The 16,815-nt window shown below is 42.7% G+C and carries 15 protein-coding genes; 5 read left to right on the top strand and 10 right to left on the bottom strand.

Annotated features, from left to right (window positions below):
* The first annotated feature begins 293 nt into the window (after positions 1-293).
* Positions 294-1,478: an NAD(P)H-quinone oxidoreductase subunit H gene (locus tag HC643_RS09775; protein WP_038075812.1), complete on the top strand. Its 1,185-nt coding sequence runs from the start codon at positions 294-296 to the stop codon at positions 1,476-1,478.
* A gap of 55 nt (positions 1,479-1,533) precedes the next feature.
* Here the strand turns inward: HC643_RS09775 and HC643_RS09770 are convergent, their stop codons facing one another.
* From HC643_RS09770 to HC643_RS09755, 4 genes are all read right to left on the bottom strand, one after another.
* The gene (locus HC643_RS09770) at positions 1,534-1,995 is read right to left on the bottom strand and encodes a hypothetical protein (RefSeq protein ID WP_038075809.1); all 462 of its coding nucleotides are present in this window, start codon (positions 1,993-1,995) and stop codon (positions 1,534-1,536) included.
* Positions 1,996-2,103: 108 nt separating this feature from the next.
* Positions 2,104-2,400, bottom strand: a complete 297-nt coding sequence (locus HC643_RS09765) for a hypothetical protein (RefSeq protein WP_038075803.1) — start codon at positions 2,398-2,400, stop codon at positions 2,104-2,106.
* Positions 2,397-2,696: a type II toxin-antitoxin system RelE/ParE family toxin gene (locus HC643_RS09760; RefSeq protein WP_038075801.1), complete on the bottom strand. Its 300-nt coding sequence runs from the start codon at positions 2,694-2,696 to the stop codon at positions 2,397-2,399. The genes HC643_RS09765 and HC643_RS09760 overlap by 4 nt, the downstream gene beginning before the upstream one ends.
* A 318-nt stretch (positions 2,697-3,014) precedes the next feature.
* Complete coding sequence (locus HC643_RS09755) at positions 3,015-3,440, bottom strand: EamA family transporter (RefSeq protein ID WP_038075799.1); 426 nt, start codon at positions 3,438-3,440, stop codon at positions 3,015-3,017.
* Positions 3,441-3,514: 74 nt separating this feature from the next.
* Between HC643_RS09755 and HC643_RS09750 the strand changes: the two genes are divergently transcribed.
* Both HC643_RS09750 and HC643_RS09745 read left to right on the top strand, forming a co-directional pair.
* Positions 3,515-4,720, top strand: coding sequence for a class I SAM-dependent methyltransferase (locus tag HC643_RS09750; protein WP_050046175.1), 1,206 nt, complete (start codon positions 3,515-3,517; stop codon positions 4,718-4,720).
* 281 nt (positions 4,721-5,001) lie between these two features.
* Entirely contained in the window at positions 5,002-5,865 is an 864-nt protein-coding gene (locus HC643_RS09745) for an NAD(P)-dependent oxidoreductase (protein ID WP_038075793.1), read from the top strand.
* A 269-nt stretch (positions 5,866-6,134) separates the two neighbouring features.
* Here HC643_RS09745 and HC643_RS09740 read toward each other — a convergent pair whose 3' ends face one another.
* The 5 genes from HC643_RS09740 to HC643_RS09720 form a co-directional block, all read right to left on the bottom strand.
* Positions 6,135-8,285: a tetratricopeptide repeat protein gene (locus HC643_RS09740; protein ID WP_038076084.1), complete on the bottom strand. Its 2,151-nt coding sequence runs from the start codon at positions 8,283-8,285 to the stop codon at positions 6,135-6,137.
* A gap of 346 nt (positions 8,286-8,631) precedes the next feature.
* A complete protein-coding gene (gene psb34 / locus HC643_RS09735; RefSeq protein WP_038075790.1) occupies positions 8,632-8,811 on the bottom strand; it encodes a photosystem II assembly protein Psb34 in 180 nt (59 codons plus the stop codon).
* A gap of 142 nt (positions 8,812-8,953) precedes the next feature.
* Complete coding sequence (gene thiO, locus HC643_RS42040) at positions 8,954-10,930, bottom strand: glycine oxidase ThiO (protein WP_038075789.1); 1,977 nt, start codon at positions 10,928-10,930, stop codon at positions 8,954-8,956.
* 183 nt (positions 10,931-11,113) lie between these two features.
* Positions 11,114-11,527 carry a hypothetical protein gene (locus HC643_RS09725; protein WP_038075785.1) on the bottom strand — a complete coding sequence of 138 codons (414 nt, stop codon included), beginning with the start codon at positions 11,525-11,527 and terminating at the stop codon, positions 11,114-11,116.
* A 16-nt stretch (positions 11,528-11,543) separates the two neighbouring features.
* Positions 11,544-11,882, bottom strand: a complete 339-nt coding sequence (locus HC643_RS09720) for a 2Fe-2S iron-sulfur cluster-binding protein (protein WP_038075783.1) — start codon at positions 11,880-11,882, stop codon at positions 11,544-11,546.
* Positions 11,883-12,302: 420 nt separating this feature from the next.
* On the opposite strand from HC643_RS09720, the gene cimA reads away from it, so the two are divergent.
* Complete coding sequence (cimA, locus tag HC643_RS09715; protein ID WP_050046176.1) at positions 12,303-13,937, top strand: citramalate synthase; 1,635 nt, start codon at positions 12,303-12,305, stop codon at positions 13,935-13,937.
* A 201-nt stretch (positions 13,938-14,138) separates the two neighbouring features.
* Here the strand turns inward: cimA and HC643_RS09710 are convergent, their stop codons facing one another.
* The gene (locus HC643_RS09710; protein ID WP_038110857.1) at positions 14,139-14,384 is read right to left on the bottom strand and encodes a hypothetical protein; all 246 of its coding nucleotides are present in this window, start codon (positions 14,382-14,384) and stop codon (positions 14,139-14,141) included.
* 158 nt (positions 14,385-14,542) lie between these two features.
* Here HC643_RS09710 and HC643_RS09705 point away from each other — a divergent pair, with 158 nt between their 5' ends.
* Entirely contained in the window at positions 14,543-16,663 is a 2,121-nt protein-coding gene (locus HC643_RS09705) for an NAD(P)/FAD-dependent oxidoreductase (protein ID WP_038110858.1), read from the top strand.
* Positions 16,664-16,815: the final 152 nt, after the last annotated feature.

Raw genomic sequence — 16,815 nt, 5'->3', positions numbered from 1 at the left:
AACATCTTACCTTTATTGATAGATTAGGATTGCTTTTATCTATGCTGCGAATTCACAACATTAGGGATAAAGAAATTCCTGCAACGATCTGTCCTTTCGCCTCATCTTTATATAATTAATGAAGAAGTGCAACAAAATAAAACATCAAGTAAAAACCCCTACTGCCACCCTCTCCCCAACTACCGAGCTTTGTGGAGTGCTCAACTGAAGTTCTGAGTCCCGCCCTAAAGGCTAAAATCTTTGCTCGGGATTCTCTTTAAAATTTTTCCAAGACCGGAGAACACACCAAATCTATGCCAAGAATCGAAACCCGCACCGAACCAATGGTGCTAAACATGGGTCCCCACCACCCCTCAATGCATGGGGTACTACGACTGATTGTGACTCTAGATGGCGAGGATGTCGTTGATTGCGAACCAGTCATTGGCTACTTGCACCGGGGAATGGAAAAAATTGCGGAGAACCGCACCAATATTATGTACGTCCCCTATGTCAGTCGGTGGGACTACGCCGCAGGAATGTTTAATGAAGCCGTTACTGTGAACGCCCCAGAAAAACTGGCAGATATTCCCGTTCCCAAACGTGCTAGTTACATCCGCGTTATCATGCTAGAGTTGAACCGCATTGCCAATCACTTGCTGTGGTTCGGTCCCTTCCTTGCTGACGTAGGTGCTCAAACTCCCTTCTTCTATCAATTCCGCGAACGGGAATTGATTTACGACTTGTGGGAAGCTGCTACTGGCTACCGCATGGTCAACAACAACTACTTCCGGATTGGTGGCGTAGCTGTAGATTTACCTTACGGTTGGGTAGACAAGTGCTTGGACTTCTGCGACTACTTCACACCCAAAATTGATGAGTACGAGCGATTGGTAACCAACAACCCCATTTTCCGCCGTCGCGTTGAGGGTATTGGCACTATTACTCGTGAAGAAGCAATCAACTGGGGACTTTCCGGTCCCATGTTACGCGCTTCTGGGGTGAAGTGGGACTTGCGGAAAGTTGACCACTACGAGTGTTACGACGATTTTGACTGGGACGTACAGTGGGAAACAGCAGGTGATTGTTTAGCCCGTTACATGGTACGGATGCGAGAAATGCGCGAATCCGTCAAAATTCTCAGGCAAGCTATTAAAGGGCTTCCTGGGGGTCCCTACGAGAACCTAGAAGCCAAACGCTTGGCAGCCGGTAAAAAATCAGAGTGGGATGGCTTTGATTATCAATACATTAGTAAGAAAATCGCCCCTACTTTTAAAATTCCCAAAGGCGAAATTTACAGCCGTGTCGAAAGTGGTAAAGGTGAATTGGGAATTTACCTGATTGGAGATGATAACGTCTTCCCATGGCGCTGGAAAATTCGCGCTGCTGATTTTAACAACCTGCAAATTCTACCTCATTTGTTAAGAGGTATGAAAGTAGCAGACGTTGTCGTCATTCTCGGTAGTATTGATATCATTATGGGATCTGTAGACCGCTAAGATATTTCAATACCATCTTGGAAAAACCCGGTTTCTTTTAGGAATCGGGTTTTTGCTATCTTGAAGAATAGAGAAGATATAATGTTGAATTTTGATACCAGAGATATTTAGGATAAAATTGATTTGTCGTTATCCATATTGTTGTATTGGGCTGAGGTTTCTTGAGGATAGAATTAGAAGTTTCATCATTTAAGAACTCTCTTGGTTTTAAATCGTAAGCTAGCTTATCTTTAACTCGGTCATAATTTGCTAAATTTTGACTCTTAATTAAATTTTTAAAAAAATCTTCTGGAACCTTTACAGCAATTTCAACGTTTTTATCGGGAGCATCAGCAATAATTTTATACTTTAAATACGAATAGTTATTAGGTAGGGGTAAACCCAACCAATTTCCTATTTCTTTTAAAGGAGGCTTTTGCCCATCTTCATGACTGTAGTTATTACCAAAGTTAAGACATCCAACAAGCAATGCAGAAAGTATTACCAATACTAAAACGCGCCAAGAATTTTTACGCATACTTTTTCTGCCCAATTTTCGGTTGACTTTCCTTTGATTTGTAGTTGCACTTTAGCGCATACACACCAAATACAAATGTAGTATAAGTGTTTTTCCAAACGCGATATCTCATTCAGATGGAGTATTGGCAGCAATGTCAGCTTCTACATCTGCTAGAATTTCTTCAATGGATTTTGTTGTCTTATAGTTCAAACGCTCATCTAAAAACTCCTGAAAAGATTTGCTTTTACGCAGTGCTTCCACTTCAATTGCAAACTCTACATCATCTTTATCTTCTTCTGATAACCGTTTAAGAATAAATGTTTCTCCATCCGAGGAGACAAGCACAACCGATTCAGCTTGGGCAAACTTCAGTAACTCCGATAAACTAATAGTCTCCATTTGTTCTAAATTAATTTGTTTCATAGCTTGACCTCTACCCCTCGAATATAAAGAACATTGTGTTCCTTTTTGCCAACTGCAACCACAATAACAGTGACTACTTCTGCTTCTACATTATAGAAAATTCTAAAACTCTTGAATTTCAACTCCCAAGGTGCAACTGGATTCTCTCGAAGCTTCTTTTTCTTGCGGGTCTCAGTTAATGGCTCGTCAGAAAGGTGAAGAATGATGTACTCCAAAATGGCTTTGCGATCGCTGGCTTTAAAAAACTTTAAATCTTCCTCTGCTTCACTTGAAATCTCTATCTTGTAGCGTGTCATATCTTCTGACTTTTTTGCTTCATCTCACTTTTTGCCAGACACACTCTGACTTTGGATCAATGCTTCCCTAATTCTTACATAAGTATAATTTTGTTGTCTATACTTAGAATATCCCTCTTCTCAAAGTCAAGTTTTGTCTGCTTTTCTTTGCGGCTTTGCTTGCAAAAAAATATTATTTATGCAAGAGGTTGATTATTACAACTCAATAAAATTTTGTTTATGGCAGTCGTAAATGATTTACAAACACCTCTTTCTTGTCTTTCTTGTCTTCCTTGTTTTGCTCTCAAATAGGATTGCTATATCCTTCAGGCTACACCCTTAATCTGTCATAGAACACAGTACGATCGCAACTAAAGCTAGTAAAATACCAAGACTCTGTTTTAAAGACAGAGATTCTTTCAGAATAAAAACCGACAGGAGGATCGTGACTAGAGGATATAACGAAGTTAGAGGTAAAATAATAGAACTTGCTCCTTTAGTAATAGCAATAAAGAAAAGAAATGTTGCCAATGTTCCAGAAACACCTACTAAAACAGCATAAAAAATACCTAGACGATCTACCCTGACTCTGAAGCCATTATTGCTAAACAATACTAAACTGACCATAAGAGCACCTAAAACTTCATTTAGGAGAGCGCTCTTTGGGTCGATGTAGTTAGTGGCTAACTTACTAAAAAACCCCCACAAACCGTATAAGAAAAGTGCAAGTAAAGTATAAATGAGCCAACTATTTATTTGAAACATGGGTGATTCATCAGCACAAATCTATGATAATTTCAACTGAAAGTGACTGTAATTAAACATGATTTTATTATTCTATGCATTCTAATACTGCTTTATGTGATGCGATCGCACACAAAATTGCGACAAGTCCTCAAAACCGCATAACCTTCGCTGAGTATATGGACTTAGCGCTGTATCACCCCACCCATGGTTACTATACGAACAAGGCGATCGATATTGGAAAAGAAGGCGATTTTTTCACGAACGTTCACCTTGGGGCTGATTTTGGCGAACTGCTTGCCATTCAATTTGTGCAAATGTGGGAAATATTACAGCGACCAGTACCATTTTCTTTAGTAGAAATGGGTGCGGGTCAAGGACTTCTAGCTGTAGATATTTTGAAGTACATTCAGCAGGAATATCCAGATTTTTTAAAAGCACTGGATTATATCATCGTTGAGAAGTCTCCAACCCTCAAGCAACAACAACAACAACAACGCCTGCAAGAATTTTCTGTACGTTGGTGCAATCTAGAAGATATACCCAACAACTCTATCTCTGGCTGTTTCTTTTCTAACGAGTTGGTAGATGCTTTCCCAGTTCATCAGTTTGTTTTGGAACAGGGACAATTGTTAGAAGTGTATGTTACGACTCCTCATTTCTCTGCTTCGACTTCCCCCAACCCCTCACCCCCACTCCCCTTTGTAGAAGTCGCAGATACTCCTTCAACTCAGCAACTGGTGGAGTATTTTGAATTGGTCGGTATAAATATCAAAAATGGTTATCCAGATGAGTATCGCAGTGAAGTGAACTTAGCTGCTTTAGATTGGCTGAGTGCAGTCGCGGGTTGCTTGCAGCACGGATATGTCTTAACAATTGACTATGGGTATCCGGCTCACCGTTATTACAACCCAAGGCGATCGCAAGGAACGCTACAGTGTTATTATCAACATCACCGCCACAACAATCCGTATATCAATATTGGGCAACAAGATATCACATCGCACATTGATTTTACTGCTTTGGAAAGGTGGGGCGAACAGTGCGGACTCGATAACATTGGTTTTAGAGAACAAGCATTATTTTTAATGGCATTGGGATTGGGAGAACGAATTGCGAATCTTTCCTATACAAAACTACCAATGTCACAATTGCTACAGCGTAGAGATGCACTCCATCAACTCATAGATCCGTTAGGATTGGGTGGCTTTGGTGTTTTAGTTCAAAGCAAAGGATTGACTGAAGCACAAGCCGCACAGCCGTTGACAGGATTTACCGTACCAGAGGGAATGCAAATCTGAAGATTCCACTGTATTAACACTGTCGTGGAGATACTTGGTCTAACATAGCAGTGATTGCGTAAAAACAGAAAACATTAGGAGGGTAATATTTATGTCTCCCCACGATTTATTAATGTTAGTTGTACTGTTAACCCCAGGTATTTTGCTTTCAGTCATGATTATGGTGACATTTGCAGCAGGGGGTTAGTTGGTAATTGTTAGTGGTTAGTTGTTTTCCACTAACCACTAACCATTCAATTATTCTTATTTAATCTAAACAAACTGATAACGGACGGTGAAAAATGAAGGTAGCATTTCTGGGGACTGGATTGATGGGACTCCCCATGGCTCAAAAGCTTCTAGAAAGAGGAATACAGGTAATTGCCTATAACCGTACCCCAGAAAAGTTAGAACCACTCCAGACAGCAGGTGCTCAAGTTGTAACGCACTCCTATCAAGCAATCAATTCTGCTGATAGTATCATTTTGATGCTAAGTAACGCTGCAGCTATATACAGTGTTTTGCTTTCAGATAGGTCTTGGCGAACCGTAGCAGGACGCAGTGTTATCCAGATGGGAACAATTACTCCCGCAGAAAGTAGAGAAATTAGAGATGCAGTTGTGGCTGCAGGTGGCGAATATATAGAAGCACCCGTTCTTGGTAGTATTCCAGAAGCAAAAGCCGGCAAACTCATCGTTATGGTAGGCGCACTTCAAGAACAATACAATCGCCATTTAGATCTCTTAAAAAGCTTTGGTCCGGAACCGGTACTTGTTGGTTCTGTAGGGAGCGCGGCTGCGCTAAAATTAGCACTTAACCAATTAATTGCTTCTCTAACAACCGCTTTTGCTCTTAGCCTTGGTTTTGTTCAAAGACAAGGTGTAAACGTCGATTTGTTTATGGAAATTGTCCGCGAAAGCGCCCTTTATGCACCTACATTTGATAAAAAATTGCAACGAATGCTAGAGGGAAACTATGACAATCCAAATTTTCCCACAAAACATTTGATGAAGGATACAGAGCTTTTTATTTCCGAGGCAAAATCTGTAGGCTTAAATGTTGCCAGTCTTGAAGGTGTGCGGGAAATTATAGAAAGGGCAATGAAAATGTCGTTTTCTCATGCGGATTACTCTTCGCTATTTTCAGCGATTAATTCTGAAAGCTAATAGCTAATGGCTAATGGCTAATGGTGAGTCCAGTGCTGTAGGCGGGTCTCCAGCCGTAGGGGACTGGCGTACAGCCCTGCGGGCATAGCCTTCGGCATCGCGTAGCGTCTCCGTAAGGAGATACCCGAAGGGCGTATAGCCCTTACGGGCATAGCCCAAAGGCATAGTGGAGCGCGTGCAAAGCACATAGCGTCTCCGCTCCTGAGATAAGGGAGGGCTATTAGCCATTAGCCATTAGCCATTAGCCATTAGCTATTAGCCATTAGCCATTACAACTTTGGCAAAATCTCTGGTAATAGCTGACCGGGAACTTTAGATAAGGCTAAATTTTGTCCTTGTATTCCTAATTCATTATGGAATGCCCTGATAGTCTTAACTACGTATGCAAAGGTTGTTTGATAAGCTTCAGGTTGTTTGCTTAATCCATTTAAAGCTTGTAAATGATTGTCTAATCCTGCTTCTAAATGTTTGGAACGTTCTGCTTTATCTAAACTAAAATACTGATCTGTTGCCAGCTGATAATGGGCTAATCCCAAATTATTATGGGTGGCAAATATATCAAAGCTCAAAGACATACCGCCTAAAGAGTGGGCAAGAGAAAGGGCTTCTTCATACGAAACAACGCACTGTTCTAACAATTTTTGCTTTTCTTCTCTTGGTGTTTGCGCTTGATTTGCCAAATGCCAATAAGCAGTACCTAGATTATTTTGGGTAGCCGCACAAGCAGGGGGAACGTTAGCAGGAGTACGGTACTTCAGTGCTTCACGATACGCCTCTATGGCTGAACGTAAATTTTCTGGTGGCTGTTCGTATTGGGCAATGTTCCAATAGGCAGTACCAATGTTATTTTGAATCATGCCGTACTTGAGCGGTTCTTGTTCTGGGTTGTAGTAAGTTAGCGCTAAGTTGTAGGCTGCGATCGCTTTCTTCAAATGCTCGACGGGTTGGTTGTACTGCGCCAAATGCCAGTAGGCTGTACCCAAATTATTCTGACAAGCAGCATATTTTAGGGGTTCCATTTCTGCTGTTCGGAACTGTAGCGCTTCGCTGTAAGCTAAAACTGCTTGTTGCCAATTTTCTGCTGGATTGGCAAAACGAGCTAAATCGCCGTAAGCTGTACCCAAGTTATTTTGAACGCGAGCATAAGTATCCGGATGTGTTTCTGGAGATATCAGTTTTAAAGCCAGATGGTAAAATTCTATGCCTTGCTCTATGTAAGCTTGTCCCTCTTCTGAATTCGGTGGGGTGCGGTAGAGCATCCAGTAAAGAGTACCCAAGTCGTTTAAAATATCCGGGACTTGAGATGAGCTTTCGTCATGGGTAATGGCTTCTTGGTAAGCTAAAATTGCCACCATCAAATTTTCCAAGGTTGACTGTCCTTGCTCGATTTGGAGGCGATAGAAGTTCCCCAGTCGCTGATAAGCTGCTGCTATTTTAACTCCAGACCCTGCTTGTCCGTGTGCTTCCTCTATTTCTTCTAAGATTTCTCGGACTTGTGAGTTTTGGTTATTGTCTTCTGAAATAGCACTGTTGAGAGTTGCCAGTACCAGTTCTGTTAATTCCTTGCTAATATGAGAGACCCGTTGTGCTTTGGGAGGCTCGGTGCGATCGCTGGCATCAGTGGGTTCATCTTGAAAAGGTATAGCCAATACTTCTGATTTGACACCAGAAGGTTCCTGCGGTTTGTGTCCGCGATTAACTGGGAGTTGTTTTTGGAAATCGTAATCTTCTTTCAGAACTGATTCTTCTAGAAAAGATTGGTCAAGAGCGCCCAAATCGGGATCTTTGGAACTAGAAAACCGTTCTGGAGAACTCTTATTCTGACTCGTAGGCGTGGGTTCTCCAGCAAATACAAACACCCCAGTACGGTAACGCCAAAATTGTGGTGCTGATTGCTGGACAGCATGCAGCCAAGGGCGCGGTAACCACAACAGAAGACTCGATTCAAAATTTGACAGTTGTTGTTCAGACAAACGCAAGTAGTGCAAGAATAGACGCTGTACTGCCACTGATTGTCTGGTAAGCTGCTCAACACCTACTATTTGAAATGCCGGTACTGGTAAAGGTCTTCCGGGGGTGTCTTTAGATGTGCCAACAATAGGCGGTGGATAGCTTGACAGCCATTGATTGATCTGAGCAATAGGATTGGGATCGCTTAAATTTAAGCGTAAAGTTACCAATCGCGGATAAGCTGATGTGCTTGATTCCTGAGTCGAAGACGGCTGATACAGCACTTGACCCACAGGAGAAGCCAAAGTTGAGTGCAAGCGTGCAGCCACTTGATTTCTCAAGTTTAAATCATCACACACCGCCAAAAATATTTGTCGTCGCAAACCTATACTCAGGGCAAGTTTTAGGCGTTGATAAACTTGCCGATTCCAAGCAGAATTATCGTTATGTGTAGTTTCATTCACATTCATGGTGGCTAAAAGAGCCAAATAGCAGTGTATCTACCCTTTTGGGGTTTTGTGAGCAGCTGGTAAATCGAACCATGACTATGACTTTCAAGTAAATGTTGCTTGATTCAGGATAAATTAAGCTTCTACATTCAATCTATTATAGTATATAAATATACATAGCTTTTTCTGTAATCCTCATACACCAGACCAATACAGGCAACGTCCCCACAACAAGGGAATAAAAATTGTATTACCCCTACGCCTACTTTCCACGCCCTAATTTTCAGTACAGAAGACAGGCTCCCTTACCATAAGGAACCTGCCCCAATAAAAAAGTCAACAGGCTTACTAAAAAGTTATTCAATGATTAGCTGAGTGCAGATACAGAAAACGCAACGAAAATCAAGCCACCCACTAAAATCAAACCAACTACTCCCAGGATAACATAGTTTATTTGCTGCTTTTGACTTGGAGGCTCTGCTTGATAAACTTTTGGTTCTCTAGCAAAGTTATTTAACCGACCACCTTCTTCTGTTGTGTAGGGCATGAGTACAATTCCTTATCCTGCATATTCATTTAATGTTACAGAAATGGCATAAATACTCTCTTATTTATGATACAAATCTTTACAGAACTTAGCAAGAATTGGGGATAAGTTCTTGAGTACTTCTCCCTTATCTTCCTTGTCCCTAACCAATTGTTCCAGTTAAAGGAGAACTAGCACTAGCGTAGTTTTTCAAAGGCATTCTGCCAGCAAGATAAGCCAAACGACCTGCAACTGCTGCCAAATTCATAGCCCGTGCCATTGCAGGTGGGTTTTGTGATAAAGCTATAGCACTATTAATTAACAATGCATCTGCGCCCATTTCCATTGCCTGCGCCGCTTCTGAGGGAGCTCCGATCCCGGCGTCTACCACAACTGGTACATTGGCATTTTCAATGATAATTTGAATATTTGCAGTTGTTTTCAATCCCTGTCCCGAACCAATAGGGGATGCTAAAGGCATGACAGTAGCACAGCCCACTTCTTCCAAACGCTGTGCCAAAATCGGGTCAGCGTTAATGTATGGCAATACAGCAAATCCTTCTTTCACCAATTGTTCTGCTGCTTGTAGAGTTCCAATAGGATCGGGTAGCAAATACTTAGAGTCAGGAATGACTTCTAATTTGACAAAATTATTATCTTCCTGTCCTAACAGCTTTGCCATTTCTCGTCCCAAACGTGCGACTCGAATGGCTTCTTCTGCTGTTTTACAACCAGCCGTGTTGGGTAACATCCAAATTTTTGACCAATCGAGTGCTTCAGCTAAACCTTCATGTCCGGGTGCATTTGTCTGTACTCGCCTTACCGCAACAGTGACAATTTGGCAATCACTAGCCACAACACTTTGCTGCATTTCCTCAATCGTCCGGTATTTACCAGTTCCCGTCATCAAGCGAGAATTGAAAGTCTTGCCAGCAATTTGAAGTGGAGTGTCTTGAACAGAGAGGGAGACAGAGGGAGTAGGGGTGTGGGGGGCTGTAGGGAGTGTCAGCATTGAGGTAGTAGATGACTTGGTTTGGAAACGCGAATAGTGAAAGTGAGAAAGTAGGGGGTCTGATTTTTGCTCTAAAATCAAATCTGCCATTAATGCTGCTGTTACCGGTGCTAAAAGAATACCATTTCGGTAATGACCAACAGCAAAGGTGAGGTTTTCACAGGGACTAGTGCCAAGAATAGGTAATTCATCTGAAGTCGCAGGGCGAAATCCCCACCACAGTTCATCGATAGGATAGTGCTGTATTTGAGGGTATAAACGGATTGCTTTTTGTAGGAGAGATTGAATTCCTGCTGGGGTGTTATCGGGAGTGAAGCCAACATCCTCGCTGGTTGCACCAATGATGATGCGCCCGTCTCGTCTCGGAACAATGTAAACTTCTTCCCCAAATAAAACTCTTGTCAAAGGCAAATCCGGCTCATTGTTGGGCACTCGCACGCTCAGCATTTGACCTTTTCGCGGACGCACGGGAAGTGGAAATAATGCATTAGACCAAGCTCCAGTTGCCAAAACATAGTGTTCGGCTTGGAGAACACCTGCATTTGTTTGTACGCCAACAACTCGCCTGTGTTGCTGCTGAATTCCCTCAACGGCAACACCTTCTTTGATTTCAACACCAAGAGATCGGGCTGCTGCTAACAATGCTTGTGCTAAGGCTCGATTATCTACTTGTGCATCTTCAGGATACCACCAGCCACCGATCGCTTCTTCTCCCAAACCTGATTGGTACTGATGTATTGTTTCTCGATCCAGCCAGTAACTTGGGGACGAGGAGGGAAGGATAGGGAGAACAGTTTCTCCCTCTCTCCCTCTCTCCCTCTCTCCCTCTCTCTCCTCTAAAACTGGTGTCAGAATACCGCACGACCAGTAACCAGTATTTAACCCTGTGAAAGTTTCTAGCTTGTGCGTCCAGTTGGAATAGGAGGACAAAGAACGCTGGCATAACTCTAGCATGGCTTTGTGCGAAATTTTCTCAGCACTGGGTGCCAGCATTCCAGCTGCTGCGTGAGTTGCGGCGGTTTGAAAGTTTCGGCTTACGAGTGTAACTTGAGCACCACGCAATTTTAGTTCAATGGCGACTGCCAATCCAATAATGCCGCCACCAATAATTAAAACGTTACTAGTCATTGGTTAAGAGTCAGTAGTCAACAGTCAAGGTTCAACAATCAACAGTCATACAGTTATAGAGTCAAGAGTCAAGAAGTCACGGCTTTTGACAATAGGCTATAGACTGTTGACTAATAACTAATAACCTATAAGCGATCGCTCATATCTCTTTATATCTAGATTTGAATGAATGCCTTGCTCGTATTACCACAAAGCTCTAATGGGTTCGTTTTGCTGATTGGTTTCCTCAGTTGACTGAGTATTTGTTGTCTTCGGTGTATTTTCCGTTCCTTCTTGGACTTGCTCCTCAGTATTATTTTGTTCCTGCTGAACTTGAGCTACGTTACCTCTGTTAGGAGTATCGGTGCTGTCATTAGCACTCTCCGTACTGCTATTACTTGCAGTGTTATTGTTGGTACTGCGAGGAGCAGCATTGTTGTTACCAGAGCTATTGACATTGATATTAGCAGGTAAAACTCTTGATGCTCTGGTTTTTTGTGCTGGTACTAAATTTTGAGCAGTATTTTGACCGCCCATAGGAAAGCTAATTCCTAGTAATGTTCCCAGCAAAATCGCCAAGCCCCCCGCCATAAGGATGAGTGGTGTCCATCTGCCCATGTTGTTTTTCTCCGTTTTATCTTTCTGGTGTCCAAAGTATTTGAGAACAATGTCCCCAAAAACCCTCAAATTTTGTCACTCTCACATCTCCAAGAACCTGGGTTTGGCAAGCCAAACGCAAGTTTTTTGTGGGAGAATGGGGTGGTAGAGAGCGACGGGCTTTATCGCGCCAATTTGTCTGTGATACTTCGCCTTCCACAAGAACTGCACAAGTACCGCAGGTTCCTAGTCCCCGACAGTTTATTACCTTAGCACCGCCATTATGCAGGTCAATACCATTTTGCAGCAATATTTGCCGCAAATTCTCCCCGCGTTGGCACTCAATTTTTTTTCCCTGAGCTTGTACTGTAGGCATTTAATTATAATAAGTGTGCTACCTGTTGGTTGTATTGTAACAATTTATTTCTAATCTAGAAGCAGACTCATATAGTATACTATTGTGCCACTTTCATAGATCCTCTCAACATTGTCCAAAAATTATCTTTTTAAATTAACCGCACTCCATGCAAAGGGCACGCAGGAAAGAGGTAAGGAAAAATTGTTCATCTTTTCAAGTCCGCAGGGAGCCAAGTTGAGTCTGTGGCAAATAAGGGAAAAATGCGTAACTCCTGAAGTTAAGGATCGGGATAAAGGATGAAGGGTGAAGGATAAAGATTTATACTTCCAGAATATGAAAAAAGGAAGTAGAGAATAGAAAAAATCATTAATACCCAACACCCAATGCCCAATCCCTAGTTCCTATTTTCATTGTAAGTTGTCTCTTAATTCTCATCATATGACTGCAAATTCCTCATCACAGCTTTGGATTTACGACACTACATTACGGGACGGCACTCAACGCGAAGGGTTATCAGTTTCTACAGAAGATAAGTTACGCATAGCTCGCAGACTGGATCAACTGGGAATTCCTTTTATAGAAGGTGGTTGGCCTGGTGCAAATCCAAAAGACGTGCAGTTTTTTTGGCACCTTCAAGAAGAACCCCTGAGTCAAGCAGAAATTGTTGCCTTTTGTTTTACTCGGCGTCCCAATAAAATCGCTTCAGAAGACCCAATGATCCAAGCAATTCTGGCGGCTGGAACGCGATGGGTCACTATTGTAGGGAAGTCCTGGGATTTACAAGTGACTGAAGGACTGAAAACAACATTGGCAGAAAATTTAGCAATGATTCAAGACACTATTGACTATCTTCGCAGTCAAGGGCGTCGTGTCATTTATGATGCAGAACATTGGTTTGACGGTTACAAGCACAATCGAGATTACGCCCTACAGACATTAGAAACTGCGATCGCATCTGGTGCTGAGTGGGTAACTCTTTGCGATACCAACGGAGGCGCTTTACCCCATGAAATCACTGGAATTGTCAGAGACGTCATGCAGGCGATCGGGCAAAACCGTTTTCAATCGCCAATTCCAAAGTTAGGTATTCATGCTCACAACGATTCAGATACAGCAGTTGCCAACACAATAGCTGCTGTCATGGCAGGAGCAAGAATGGTACAAGGCACGATCAACGGATACGGAGAACGTTGCGGCAACGCCAATCTCTGTTCTTTAATTCCCAATTTGCAATTAAAATTGGGTTATGAGTGCCTTGAAGATAGTAAAATATCTCACATTACAGAAATCAGTCGCTTTGTCAGCGAAGTCGTGAACCTTGCTCCTGACGAGCATGCACCTTTTGTAGGACGTTCGGCTTTTGCTCACAAAGGCGGTCTTCACGTATCAGCAGTAGAACGAAATCCCCTGACTTACGAACACATAGAACCAGAAAAAATCGGAAATCGTCGCAGGATAGTCATTTCCGAACAAGCAGGAGTGAGTAACGTTTTAGCGAAAGCAAGAACTTTTGGGATCGAACTAGATAAACACAATCCAAAAACCGGGCAAATTCTGCAACGTCTTAAGATTTTAGAACAAGAAGGGTATCAATTTGAAGCAGCAGAAGCCAGTTTTGAGTTGTTAATGCGCGAGGCTTTGGGAAACCGTCAGCCCTTCTTTGAAATTAAAGGCTTTCAAGTTCACTGTGACTTAGTTCAAGGAGAAGAAACAACAAGTGCGCTTGCGACCGTAAAAGTTGCTGTGAGTGGTAGAGATATTCTAGAAGCAGCAGAAGGGAACGGACCCGTTGCTGCATTAGATGCAGCATTACGTAAGGCTTTAGTAAATTTTTACCCGCAAATTGCAGAATTTGAACTGACGGATTACAAAGTGAGAATTTTGAACGGGCATACAGGAACAGCAGCGAAAACCCGAGTTTTAGTGGAATCAGGCAACGGACACCAACGCTGGACTACTGTGGGAGTTTCGACAAATATTTTAGCAGCGTCCTATCAAGCTGTTGTTGAGGGCTTAGAATACGGTTTGTTGCTACATTCTCAAGCTGAGATGGCTCTAATTGCTAATAGCTAATAGCTAATGGCTAATGGCTGATAGCTAATGGCTTTCCTTAGCTATTAGCATTAGGCTTCTCGATGCGAAGCTAGCCCGCACAGGACTATACGGGTTAGCCCTCCCTTGTTTGCCAGTCCCCAGGGCGTGGGAAACCCTCCTGCAGCAATGGTCTTACCATTAGCAATTAGCCATTAGCCATTAGCAATTAGCCATTAGCAATTAGCCATTTTGAGAAAAACTATCCCAAACTTGGGCAACGACTTTGCTCAACCAGCGTCTTTGCTGGATGTCGAGTACGCTATCATCGGCGAGGACTTGGGCGGTTACCTCTTCTAGGGATTGACCCTGGGCGCGAACAATTTTAATGACACCAGCAATTGCTGCAGCAACTAGTTCTTCATCAACAGCGGGCTGCTGTCGCAAGGCAAAGATTTCTTGGGGGCTATCTGGAATGGGATAATTCATGGCGTATGTTTACAGAAAAACAAAATGAATAATAAATATGAGAACCTCTTAAAGTTTCTTTACTGAATTTTGTTCAAGTAATAGGGCGGATCTTACCGTAATTTAGCCTTTTGTTAAATCTGTCTTAATGCAGAAATTTATTGGAGATTCTACGAAAAATGAGAGAGTTACTGTATTTAGAAATCCCTACTCCCGACACAGCTGCTGTTTGCGACTGGTTGCAAACTTATTTTGACCCGGAAATAGGGGAAAAATTGCTGACTCCGGAAGGCTTTCGCTTAAGAACCCCAAATGCTACAACCACTAACGAGATGAGTTCGGAAAAATTACCGACAGAATTGTCTGTATTTGTTTGGTCAGTACAGCGAACAACTTATTTAAAAGCATTCCGTTGGGGAGACAAACCTTTCCCAAAAGAGCAGCAAATTCTTCAGCGTCTCACTGTTGAGATTCGCAGTCGCTTTCCTCACGATTATCCCGAACCACCAAGCGTTGATTTATTAAAAGCATCAATTTTTGAAGCACTTGCACCATATTATCCTCTTACTGTCAAATATTTTCAAAAAATGCCCAATGGGGAGTACGATCTCAAACGCGTTTACTGGTGGGAAAAACAATGGCGAGAAGGTGTACGGAATCCCAAGCAACCACGTCAAGTGGTGTTTTCTCATACTGGCGATTGGGGACAAGGAGGACAAGGAGGACAAGGGGGAATTTTTTCCTCTACCGTGTCTACCCCCTCTCCCCAATATGACCTAATCTACATTGGCGGTGCGCTTGGCGTTATTCATGCGGCTGTGATGGCAAAACTGGGTTATCGAGTGCTGCTGATAGAACGGTTACCTTTTGGACGCATGAATCGCGAATGGAATATATCTCGTGATGAAATTCAAAGTTTGGTTAACTTGGGCTTGCTCACACCTTCAGAAGTGGAAACGTGTATTGCACGGGAATATAAGGACGGATTTAATAAATTTTTTGATGGGAATAATCCCAAACACCTCAAAGCACCGATTTTACATACACCCACAGTCCTTAACATAGGATTGGATTCTGAGACATTACTGCAATTGTGCGGGCAAAAGTTGCGCGTCGCTGGTGGTGAAATTTGGGATGAGACGGAGTTTGTGAAAGCAGATGTATACAATTCACAAATTGTGCTTAGTGTCAAGCATTTACCCAGTCAAACGGATAAGCAGGTCAGTGGGCGGCTACTTGTAGACGCAATGGGAACTGCTTCACCAATCGCATGGCAATTGAATGGAGGTCGTGCCTTTGATAGTGTATGCCCTACAGTAGGAGCAGCGATAGAGAAAGGATTTGAACCCGGAGTGTGGGATTCTCAGTATGGAGATGTTCTTAACAGTCATGGCGATATTTCACGCGGACGACAGTTAATTTGGGAATTGTTTCCTGGAGCAAATGAGGAGCTAACAATTTATTTATTCCATTACCATGAGGTCAATGCTAGAAATCCCGGTTCTTTATTGGAGATGTACGAAGATTTTTTCACCATTCTGCCAGAATACCGCCGTTGCGATATGGATAAACTGGTGTGGAAAAAGCCGACATTTGGTTACATACCGGGACATTTTAGCGTAGGAAGTCGCGATCGCACGGTTGCATATGACCGCTTGATAGCAATAGGAGATGCAGCATCGCTGCAATCCCCCTTAGTTTTCACGGGTTTTGGCTCTCTTGTTCGCAACTTAGAACGACTGACAACCCTTTTAGATGTCGCGCTGAAACACGACTTGCTGCGCGTAAAGCACCTAAATAAAATTCGGGCTTTCCAAAATAATATTGCCGTCACCTGGATGTTTTCCAAAGGAATGATGGTTCCTACCGGGAAATTCTTACCACCCCAAAGAATCAACTCCATGCTCAACAACTTTTTTGGTTTGTTAGCAGATGAACCCTTAGAAGTAGCAGATAACTTCATTAAAGACCGATTTGACTGGTGGACATTTAACCGACTCGCATGGAAAGCCGCAAAAAATAATCCCACGTTACTGCTATGGATTTGGGAACTTGCTGGTGCTAAGGATTTAATCAGGTGGATCGGCAATTATCTCGACTTTGGACGCCATACCCTAGTAAGAGCTTTATTAAAAGGATGGTTCCCCCAGTTGCTGCGTCAAATGAGTCCCTGGTTAGAACCGCGCTATCCAGGATTGTGGTTGCAGCTCCTTGCAATTAATTACGCTCTCACCACAGGTGTAGCACGCACTCAAAGCCAAGCAAGGAAAGTGACATCAGAGTTAATAGCTAATAGCTAATGGCTAATGGCTAATGGCTAATGGCTAATGGCTAATGGCGATCGGTTAATAGTGAAGTCAAGATTAGCCATTAACTATGGAGGTGTAGGCATTTGCCCACCAACATGAGCGTGCGGTATAACTCTACCTCCTAACAGTGAATACAACATTAG

Source organism: Tolypothrix bouteillei VB521301, from assembly GCF_000760695.4.
Lineage (GTDB): Bacteria > Cyanobacteriota > Cyanobacteriia > Cyanobacteriales > Nostocaceae > Scytonema > Scytonema bouteillei_A.
Note: the sequence above shows the minus strand (reverse complement) of the source record. Positions and strands in the feature narration are given on the sequence as shown.

What these genes read in the sequence shown, in the direction of transcription:
- HC643_RS09775 (WP_038075812.1), top strand. Translation starts at nt 294, where the DNA reads ATGCCAAGAATCGAAACCCGCACCGAACCAATGGTGCTAAACATGGGT.
- HC643_RS09770 (WP_038075809.1), bottom strand. Translation starts at nt 1,995, where the DNA reads ATGCGTAAAAATTCTTGGCGCGTTTTAGTATTGGTAATACTTTCTGCA.
- HC643_RS09765 (WP_038075803.1), bottom strand. Translation starts at nt 2,400, where the DNA reads ATGAAACAAATTAATTTAGAACAAATGGAGACTATTAGTTTATCGGAG.
- HC643_RS09760 (WP_038075801.1), bottom strand. Translation starts at nt 2,696, where the DNA reads ATGACACGCTACAAGATAGAGATTTCAAGTGAAGCAGAGGAAGATTTA.
- HC643_RS09755 (WP_038075799.1), bottom strand. Translation starts at nt 3,440, where the DNA reads ATGTTTCAAATAAATAGTTGGCTCATTTATACTTTACTTGCACTTTTC.
- HC643_RS09750 (WP_050046175.1), top strand. Translation starts at nt 3,515, where the DNA reads ATGCATTCTAATACTGCTTTATGTGATGCGATCGCACACAAAATTGCG.
- HC643_RS09745 (WP_038075793.1), top strand. Translation starts at nt 5,002, where the DNA reads ATGAAGGTAGCATTTCTGGGGACTGGATTGATGGGACTCCCCATGGCT.
- HC643_RS09740 (WP_038076084.1), bottom strand. Translation starts at nt 8,285, where the DNA reads ATGAATGTGAATGAAACTACACATAACGATAATTCTGCTTGGAATCGG.
- psb34 (WP_038075790.1), bottom strand. Translation starts at nt 8,811, where the DNA reads ATGCCCTACACAACAGAAGAAGGTGGTCGGTTAAATAACTTTGCTAGA.
- thiO (WP_038075789.1), bottom strand. Translation starts at nt 10,930, where the DNA reads ATGACTAGTAACGTTTTAATTATTGGTGGCGGCATTATTGGATTGGCA.
- HC643_RS09725 (WP_038075785.1), bottom strand. Translation starts at nt 11,527, where the DNA reads ATGGGCAGATGGACACCACTCATCCTTATGGCGGGGGGCTTGGCGATT.
- HC643_RS09720 (WP_038075783.1), bottom strand. Translation starts at nt 11,882, where the DNA reads ATGCCTACAGTACAAGCTCAGGGAAAAAAAATTGAGTGCCAACGCGGG.
- cimA (WP_050046176.1), top strand. Translation starts at nt 12,303, where the DNA reads ATGACTGCAAATTCCTCATCACAGCTTTGGATTTACGACACTACATTA.
- HC643_RS09710 (WP_038110857.1), bottom strand. Translation starts at nt 14,384, where the DNA reads ATGAATTATCCCATTCCAGATAGCCCCCAAGAAATCTTTGCCTTGCGA.
- HC643_RS09705 (WP_038110858.1), top strand. Translation starts at nt 14,543, where the DNA reads ATGAGAGAGTTACTGTATTTAGAAATCCCTACTCCCGACACAGCTGCT.